The organism is Psychrobacillus faecigallinarum (genome assembly GCF_014836595.1).
In the GTDB taxonomy this organism is placed as follows: domain Bacteria; phylum Bacillota; class Bacilli; order Bacillales_A; family Planococcaceae; genus Psychrobacillus; species Psychrobacillus faecigallinarum.
Genome location: NZ_JACSQO010000011.1, coordinates 1 through 7,445, shown reverse-complemented (window position 1 = coordinate 7,445; position 7,445 = coordinate 1). Strand labels below are relative to the sequence as shown.

Sequence of the window (7,445 nt, the reverse complement as noted above, 5' to 3'; positions counted from 1 at the left end):
TTCATGAATAAATTACATGATTATGAGAATCGATCCACTACATTTTATATGATATGTATGAACAATAAATGGTAGATTTCCGCTTTAGTCGGACGCTTTCGGTGGGGTGAGCGATATGCCATCACCGCCGCTTGCGCGTCGTCTGTGATGTCTTATCTGTCTCACTGATCCCACCCGAGTCGCCGACTGCCGCTCCAATCATGGAGTGCGGTAAGGGAGTAGTAGTGTGGATTTATTCATGAATAATAAATTACGAACCAATACATTAGGAGAATAGTATAAATGACTATTTAGACAAGCTTCTAGCAAACCATTGGCGTATTGTTTCAAAATGTCTAGTAACATTATAGTTGGTAACCCAATGTTATGGTATTAACTTTAAAATCCTATGTAATTACATTAATTTTGGAAAGCGAATATTAAATTAAAACGCCCTTTAGCTTAACAAGTAAACACTAATTTTCAACTATTTTGTTTTCTGTTCCATTTACAATTCTCTTTATATTTTGTCTGTGCAGAATGATTATTGATAAGCTTATTAGTAGAGAAAGTGCTATCATAACTTTATCTTCAAATATAAGACTGTAAATGAATAATGCTATACTAGCCAACATTGAACTTAGTGATACATACTTAGTAAATAGCAAAGTTAACACAAACACAACAAAACCAACAAAAACACCTGAAGGAGTCAAAAACAAGAAAACTCCAGTTGCTGTCGCAACAGCCTTTCCACCTTTAAAACTAGCAAAAACAGAAAATATGTGTCCTAATATGGCTAATAAACCAGATACAATAGGGTTAACTGTAGAACCAAGTATTACGGGAAGTAAACAAGCAAATGTACCTTTTAATATATCAGCAATTGCAACAATTACTCCTGCTTTTATGCCTAAAACTCTATAAGCATTAGTTGCACCAAGATTACCACTACCGTAATCACGAATATCTTTTTTATAAAATATTTTACCGATTACTAAAGCAAATGAGATTGAACCAATTAAATAACTTAGAATCAAAGTTAAAATGTTCAAAGTATTATCTCCTTACATAGTTTGTTAAGTAAGTATTTCTATTTATTGCACATGATTTCCTGCAATCCTTCTTACATTACCTGCTGGGTTAGTTCAACATACTCCTTCTTGAAGTAAAGCTCCCGTTAGCTAAATAAGAAGATGTAGATTATAAACAGTAAAGAAATCGCTATGATAGATTTAATCCATAATATTTTTTTACTTATACCAGCTTTCCCTTCAAGATAATTTAAGTAAATCATTGTTAAAGGAAAACCTAACAATGCAAATGAAGAATCCCCACCAACGGTTTGAACATATTTGAATAATCCTACAATAATAATGAGAAGTCCTAGTGTACCAATGGACATATTAAAATATAAAGTGCCTCTATCGTTTTTCTTCAATTTTTCTCCCCCCAGTTGTATATCTCTGTATACTTATTCTCTCTTCTTTAAATTAGTCTTTGTTTAACTAAACTGAAGCTTTAGTTAAATGTAACATTTCACAATACATATCTGAGATCAACTTAATGTTATGAACATAAAAATAGGCCATCGAAATGATGGTCATATTTTGCTAAGCACCCGTTAGTTCAAAAAAGATAAATTCAAAATTTATCTTTTTTCCAAAGCTTATATCCGACAAACTCCACACTACCGTAACCTATTATCATCGATAAAATTGGTACAACATAATACCTCGGAGGTCCAAATATAAAAATAACAATAATAAATATTAAAACAAAAATTGTAGCATTTAAAAAATATGATTTTTTCCGCTCTGTTAAATAGCGTTTTATTTTATCCATTCTGTATTCGTTCCACTCCAATTACATTTGTCTCCTTAATTATATCATCTTCAACTAAACTGCTGATTTAGTTTAAGTGTAACATTTCACAATGTATATCTGAGATCAACTTAATATTTTGGACATAAAGATAGACCATCGAATGATGGCCATATTTTGCTAAAGCACCCGTTAGTTGAAGTATTTACCTTTCTTCTCATTGATGATGGTCGAGAATTCTTCATATTCTTTAATTACTTCCTTCGATAAGGGGTGAGAAAATTCTTCTACTCCTATAGGAATTCCTTTACTGCGTTGTTCTTGAAGGTATTCTGAAAATCCTTTATCTATTGCTTTAACAAAATTCTCAAAATTAAATTTATAATTGCGAGTAATGTATTCGTCATCATGGTAAGTTGAATGTTCAATAAGTAAATCTTCATCCTCTACAGTAAAATAATATCTCACCGCAAAACCGAAACTGCTTATTTCAGTTTCGTTCATTTTTCCATTCCATAGCTGTAACAGAAAAAATAATAAAGAAGGAAATGAAAAGAATGCAATCATAAATTTAAAACGGACTTCTTGACCATCCCCATTTAATTTAATTTCAATATCGCCAAGTCTAAAATCTATATCAAAACGACATACATATTGGTTTTCCAAAAAAACACTCCTTTAATTTCCTTATTGAAGTAAAGCACACCGTTTGTTTAAGTACAATGCTTCACAAAGTACTGAATTACTGGTATGGATTTTCACCAGTTAAGCATATTCAGTGACTTAAAAACTCTTTTCTACATGAAAAAATGACTTTCTAACATAAAGTGTATAAATTAAGACGATTACTGACCAAATAAAATTCCCAGTAAACGGTTGTTGATTATTTGAGAATAATAGAATATAGCTTATTAGACCAAATCCAAATGAATATAAAATCATTAACCAAAATCCCCATCTTTTTAAACGCATATAACCATTTATGATGATAAGGGAAACAACTGCCAATATAATCCTAAATGGCTGTTCTGGAAAGTTTGGTAAACCAAACCTATCTGCTATGCCAAATTCCTCTGCATCTGGATTAATAAATACGGCTGTGAAAATCAATACAACTGCACCGAAAATGTAAAAATAACTAATAAAAGATACTCCTAAAGGTCTTTTCATTTTTCACCCTCTTTACACTGTTTAAATTTAATCCTTATCCCTTATCTTATTCACCCGACCTGCCCGTTAGTAAAAAGGCTCTACTCCTAATTGAAGTAAAGCACCCGTTCGTATTATAAGGTCAGCCAGATAACTGGTTGACTATTTTTTATTCAATTTATAGATTGATAGTAGCCGGGGTAGAACGGAAGCACTCGTGGGACTTGATCCCGACAACTAAACAGTTCACCCTCTACTTGTTAACACATGATTAGGCTGGTTGGGACATGATGATCCCGCATAACAAGCGAAGATATGAATAACAAGCTAGATAGAGGTTACCGGTCAATACACTTTATGAGGAGGAGATAAAATATGAATCCAGTAGTCGGTCTGGATGTCGCAAAAGGTGAAAGTCAGGTTCAAATGTTCTTGGATAAAAAAATGCCCTATAAAAACAGTGTGAAGATTCAACATACGGTGGAAGGTCTTGAAGAGTTACACGCTTATTTACTAGATTTAGAGCGCAAAACAGGGTTAAAACCACCTGTTGTTTTGGAATCAACAGGTCACTATCATGCCCCAGTTGTACAGTTTTTAGAGGCACAAGAGTACATTGTCATAATCGTAAATCCACTGGTATCTTATCGAGCAAAAAGCTCTAACTTACGAAAAACTAAAACTGATGCCATTGATGCCTATCACTTAGGTGAACTATATTACAAAGAGGATTTAGAGCCTCAGAAAAAGCGTGGTATTCAGCTATTAAACCTTCGACATCTCACAAGACAACACGAAAATATGACGGGAATTATGGTTCAAACAAAGCTACAATTTCAAGCCATATTAGATCAAGTATTCCCGGAGTATAAAGGAGTTTATGGTGATTTATACGCTGAGATTTCATTAAGGACTTTACAGTCCTTTCCTACATCTGAATCAGTACTAAAAGCAGGTGTAGAAGAGATTGCACAATTTATTGATAAGCATTGTAAAGCACGTTCATTTAATTGGGCGTATGAAAGAGCTGAGGACTTAATCGCAGCGGCGGAACGCAACCCATTTCAGTCAACGCTTTATCAGAGCCTTCTCGTTAGTCTGAATATGTATATTGATTTACTTCAAGCGTACCGCCAACAACTTTCCACGTTAGAGCGTGAGATGGATCAATTGGCGGCACAACTCGAAGAATATGAATTAATCCAGTCACTTCCCGGTATAGGTGAAAAAATCGCGGCCACGATTCTTTCAGAAATCGGGAAAATTGAGCGGTTTAATCATCCGAAAAAGTTAGTAGCCTTTGCGGGTCTAGACCCAAGTGTGTTTGAATCAGGTCGCTTTAAAGGCACGAAAAATCACATTACCAAACGCGGTTCAGCTAGGCTTCGCCACACGCTTTACACAGCTGTTCGCTGTTCAATCCGAGATAGCCGTAAAAAGAAAACAACAGATGAAACCATTGCACGAAATAAACGATTACGATCCTTCTACGATTTAAAACGCGATGAAGGTAAGCCGTATAAGGTAGCCGTTATAGCTTGTGCTAATAAGCTCTTACACTGGATTTATGCGATTTTAAAAACGAAAACACCATTCCAAGAAACTATTAAATAACATAATTTTCAAATATATCAAAAACCTTCCGAATTAAATTTGGAGGGTTATTTGTGTTGTGCATTTTTAGTATAACATGAAGTGTTTTTCGATTTAAAATGTTTTTCTTGACATTCTATTAGCTGGTTTAGTTTAAGTATATTTATTCACAAACTTTGCTCTTTATTTGTTTGTTAACTGCAATGGTCTATTTTAAAACTGTCTCGGCTGGGGTAAATGCTTCCCATTCATTATATTTCGTTGTTATTGATGAAATAAACCAATTCTCTCTAAATGGTTCTAGATTCTTTTCCACAAAAATAATCTTCTGCCCACTTACCAAATACTGCGTAGATGTCTCTACATCGTATTTAACGGTATACCGCATTTTGGATTCGCTAAGCTTTTCTTCGTTGGTAAAACGAAAGTTATTAACCGAAGGGCTTGACTGTCCTGTTATCCAGCGAGTTTCCTCAAATTTACTCCTTGTTTTTTCTTGAAGCGAAGGGGACAACATCGTATATTGAATGGCACCACTTCGATTATTCACACCTAATATCCAAAATTCAACTGCTTGTTTCGGTTCACCTACGAGTAGACCGCCTTTAAAAGACTCTAACTGGAGTTCTGAAGGGGTGTACTGTCTTACTTTAGTAGATTTTTCATCAAAAGAGGGAGAAGAATCGTTCAGTTGTGCATTTACTGTTCCATTATACAACCCACAAATTAATATACTAAATAAAACCAATAGAAGAGGTTTACTTTTATCCAATTTCATCACCCTAAATTATATTTAGGTTTAGTTTATCCTGTGCAGTTACAATCATACTTTGTTCAACTAAACTGCCCCGTTAGTTTAAGTGTAACATTTCACAATACATACCTGGAATCAACTTAATGGTATAGACATAAAAATAGGCCATCGAAATGATGGCTATATTTTGCTAAAGCACCCATTACTTTAAGTGCAATACTTCACTATCTTTTTTACACATCAATAAACTCAATATCTAATATGTGTTGTCTATTCAAGAAAGACGCTTTCTTATTAAAGAAAGCGCGCTTTAATGAAATAACTAGAACAACATCTCAGTCTCAAAATTAATTACTTCTACTTTAACTAAAGCTTGAATAATATTACTTCTAAATGGATAAGTATTATTTTAAAATTCGGTATCTAAGATGCGTTGCAAAAGAGACATCTATTTAGCATTTAATTCAGTAGTATATATAAGAACTCTCCGTAATTCCCCCGCTTAGAACGCTTTTCGCTGGTAAATGATATTGGTAAGTCCCCAAGAGATAGCATAGACTACCATGATGCCAAGTGTCGCTCCTGTATATAAAGACGGGACAGTTAAATTAACAATGAAATCAGTTATTGCGGTTAAATGCTCAGTTAAAAACGTGACAATAGCCGGACCTATAGCTGCCAAAAGGATAAAGCAAATGAGTACAACCGGGAAAATATAGCCTGGTTTAAATATATAAAATAATGGAAAGGTAAAAGCGGCAAATAATAAGAATAAGCCACAGCCAATCGCAATGTCAGTCATAGTAAAAGGTTTATTGAAGGTGAATAATGATAGACTTGTCACCCCTATTGCTAAAATCATGTAAATAATAGCACCAAGATAGCGTGAAGCGATAATTTCCGTACGTGTATATGGTAAGGAATTTAATAATATGTTTGTCTCTGCTTTTTCATCGTAAGCATATGTGTTAAAGGGAATAAAAATACTGGAAACGAGAAAAGTAAAAACTGGGTCTTTGCCCATAATAATAAAGAATAAGATAAAAGGAATAAAGAATAATAGCTGCCTTTTCTGCAGAATGACGTCACGTCTGATTAAATTAAACATGGTGTATTCCTCCTTTCAAGTGATACATGATATCTTCCAGAGAGGCGTGATCAATGGCAACTGAGTCTCCAAAGATATTACTCACTGCTTTAGTATTGTCCGTTAATGCTTCAAATCCTGTTGTTGCACGATGAACATGAATAAATGCCTTTTCAGTATCTCTATCCAGAAGATCCAATCTTCCTTTAACGATGGCATAATTTTCAGCAACGTCGTGAATGGACTGATTAAATACTAATTCGCCACTCTGCATAAAAGCTATATAATCTGCGATCCGATCTAAATCTGTTGTAATATGCGTCGAGAAGAAAATGGTACGATTTCCATCAACCATTAATTCCTGTAAAAGATCCAACAATTCTCGTCTAAAAATGGGGTCTAAGCCTGCTGTTGGTTCGTCCATAATGATCAGCTCTGCATGATGAGATAGTGCTATCGCCAATGAAGCCTTCATTTGCATCCCTTTAGAGAAAGTTTTTATTGCTTTATTAAGTGGTAATTCGAATTTTTCGATATATTGATAAAATACTTTATCATCCCAGTGTTTGTATGCTGGTGCTACAATCCGTTTTATATCTTTCATGTTTAGCCCTTCAAAAAATACATTGCCATCATACACAAATCCAATGCGCTCCTTAATTGCCTTCTCATGTTTCTTGTAATCCAACCCAAAAAGCTTAATTTCCCCAACATCTGGTCTTAATAGATTCATCATCATTTTTATCGATGTTGATTTACCAGCACCATTTGCTCCAATGAATCCCGTTACAAAGCCTTGCTTCACTTGTAAATCAATATTTTTTACGGTAAAATCTTTAAACCTTTTCGTTACATTTGTAAATTCAACCACATTCTCCATTCCATTCACCCCTCATATAAAATCTTTAATAAGTCCTGAAGCTCATCAAATGATAGTCCAATTTCTCTGCTATTTGTTATGACTGCACTAAGTTGCTCCTCGATGACCTTCAGCTTCTTCTCTCTTATAACCTCTAGATTTTGCTCTGCAACAAAAGACCCTTTTCCGACAATGGAATA

Annotated in this window: 9 protein-coding genes and 1 pseudogene; 1 reads left to right on the top strand and 9 read right to left on the bottom strand. The window is 34.3% G+C overall.

Annotated features, from left to right (window positions below):
• Positions 1-455 precede the first annotated feature (455 nt).
• The 5 genes from plsY to H9650_RS17145 form a co-directional block, all read right to left on the bottom strand.
• On the bottom strand, positions 456-1,034 hold the full coding sequence (plsY, locus tag H9650_RS17165) for a glycerol-3-phosphate 1-O-acyltransferase PlsY (RefSeq protein WP_144541199.1): 579 nt from the start codon (positions 1,032-1,034) through the stop codon (positions 456-458).
• A 125-nt stretch (positions 1,035-1,159) separates the two neighbouring features.
• Positions 1,160-1,420: a hypothetical protein gene (locus H9650_RS17160; protein ID WP_144541197.1), complete on the bottom strand. Its 261-nt coding sequence runs from the start codon at positions 1,418-1,420 to the stop codon at positions 1,160-1,162.
• Between the two features lie 203 nt (positions 1,421-1,623).
• Positions 1,624-1,845 carry a hypothetical protein gene (locus tag H9650_RS17155; protein WP_144541195.1) on the bottom strand — a complete coding sequence of 74 codons (222 nt, stop codon included), beginning with the start codon at positions 1,843-1,845 and terminating at the stop codon, positions 1,624-1,626.
• Between the two features lie 150 nt (positions 1,846-1,995).
• Positions 1,996-2,469 carry a hypothetical protein gene (locus tag H9650_RS17150; RefSeq protein ID WP_191697730.1) on the bottom strand — a complete coding sequence of 158 codons (474 nt, stop codon included), beginning with the start codon at positions 2,467-2,469 and terminating at the stop codon, positions 1,996-1,998.
• Positions 2,470-2,586: 117 nt separating this feature from the next.
• Entirely contained in the window at positions 2,587-2,973 is a 387-nt protein-coding gene (locus H9650_RS17145; protein WP_191697729.1) for a hypothetical protein, read from the bottom strand.
• 354 nt (positions 2,974-3,327) lie between these two features.
• On the opposite strand from H9650_RS17145, the gene H9650_RS17140 reads away from it, so the two are divergent.
• Complete coding sequence (locus tag H9650_RS17140; RefSeq protein ID WP_191697727.1) at positions 3,328-4,566, top strand: IS110 family RNA-guided transposase; 1,239 nt, start codon at positions 3,328-3,330, stop codon at positions 4,564-4,566.
• Positions 4,567-4,753: 187 nt separating this feature from the next.
• Here the strand turns inward: H9650_RS17140 and H9650_RS17135 are convergent, their stop codons facing one another.
• The 4 genes and pseudogenes from H9650_RS17135 to H9650_RS17120 form a co-directional block, all read right to left on the bottom strand.
• Positions 4,754-5,323 carry a hypothetical protein gene (locus H9650_RS17135; protein ID WP_225216149.1) on the bottom strand — a complete coding sequence of 190 codons (570 nt, stop codon included), beginning with the start codon at positions 5,321-5,323 and terminating at the stop codon, positions 4,754-4,756.
• A 478-nt stretch (positions 5,324-5,801) separates the two neighbouring features.
• A complete protein-coding gene (locus H9650_RS17130; RefSeq protein WP_144541344.1) occupies positions 5,802-6,407 on the bottom strand; it encodes an ABC-2 transporter permease in 606 nt (201 codons plus the stop codon).
• Positions 6,400-7,266 carry an ABC transporter ATP-binding protein gene (locus tag H9650_RS17125; protein ID WP_144541346.1) on the bottom strand — a complete coding sequence of 289 codons (867 nt, stop codon included), beginning with the start codon at positions 7,264-7,266 and terminating at the stop codon, positions 6,400-6,402. The genes H9650_RS17130 and H9650_RS17125 overlap by 8 nt, the downstream gene beginning before the upstream one ends.
• A gap of 5 nt (positions 7,267-7,271) precedes the next feature.
• Positions 7,272-7,445 (bottom strand): annotated as a pseudogene (locus tag H9650_RS17120) (GntR family transcriptional regulator); the annotation flags it as partial.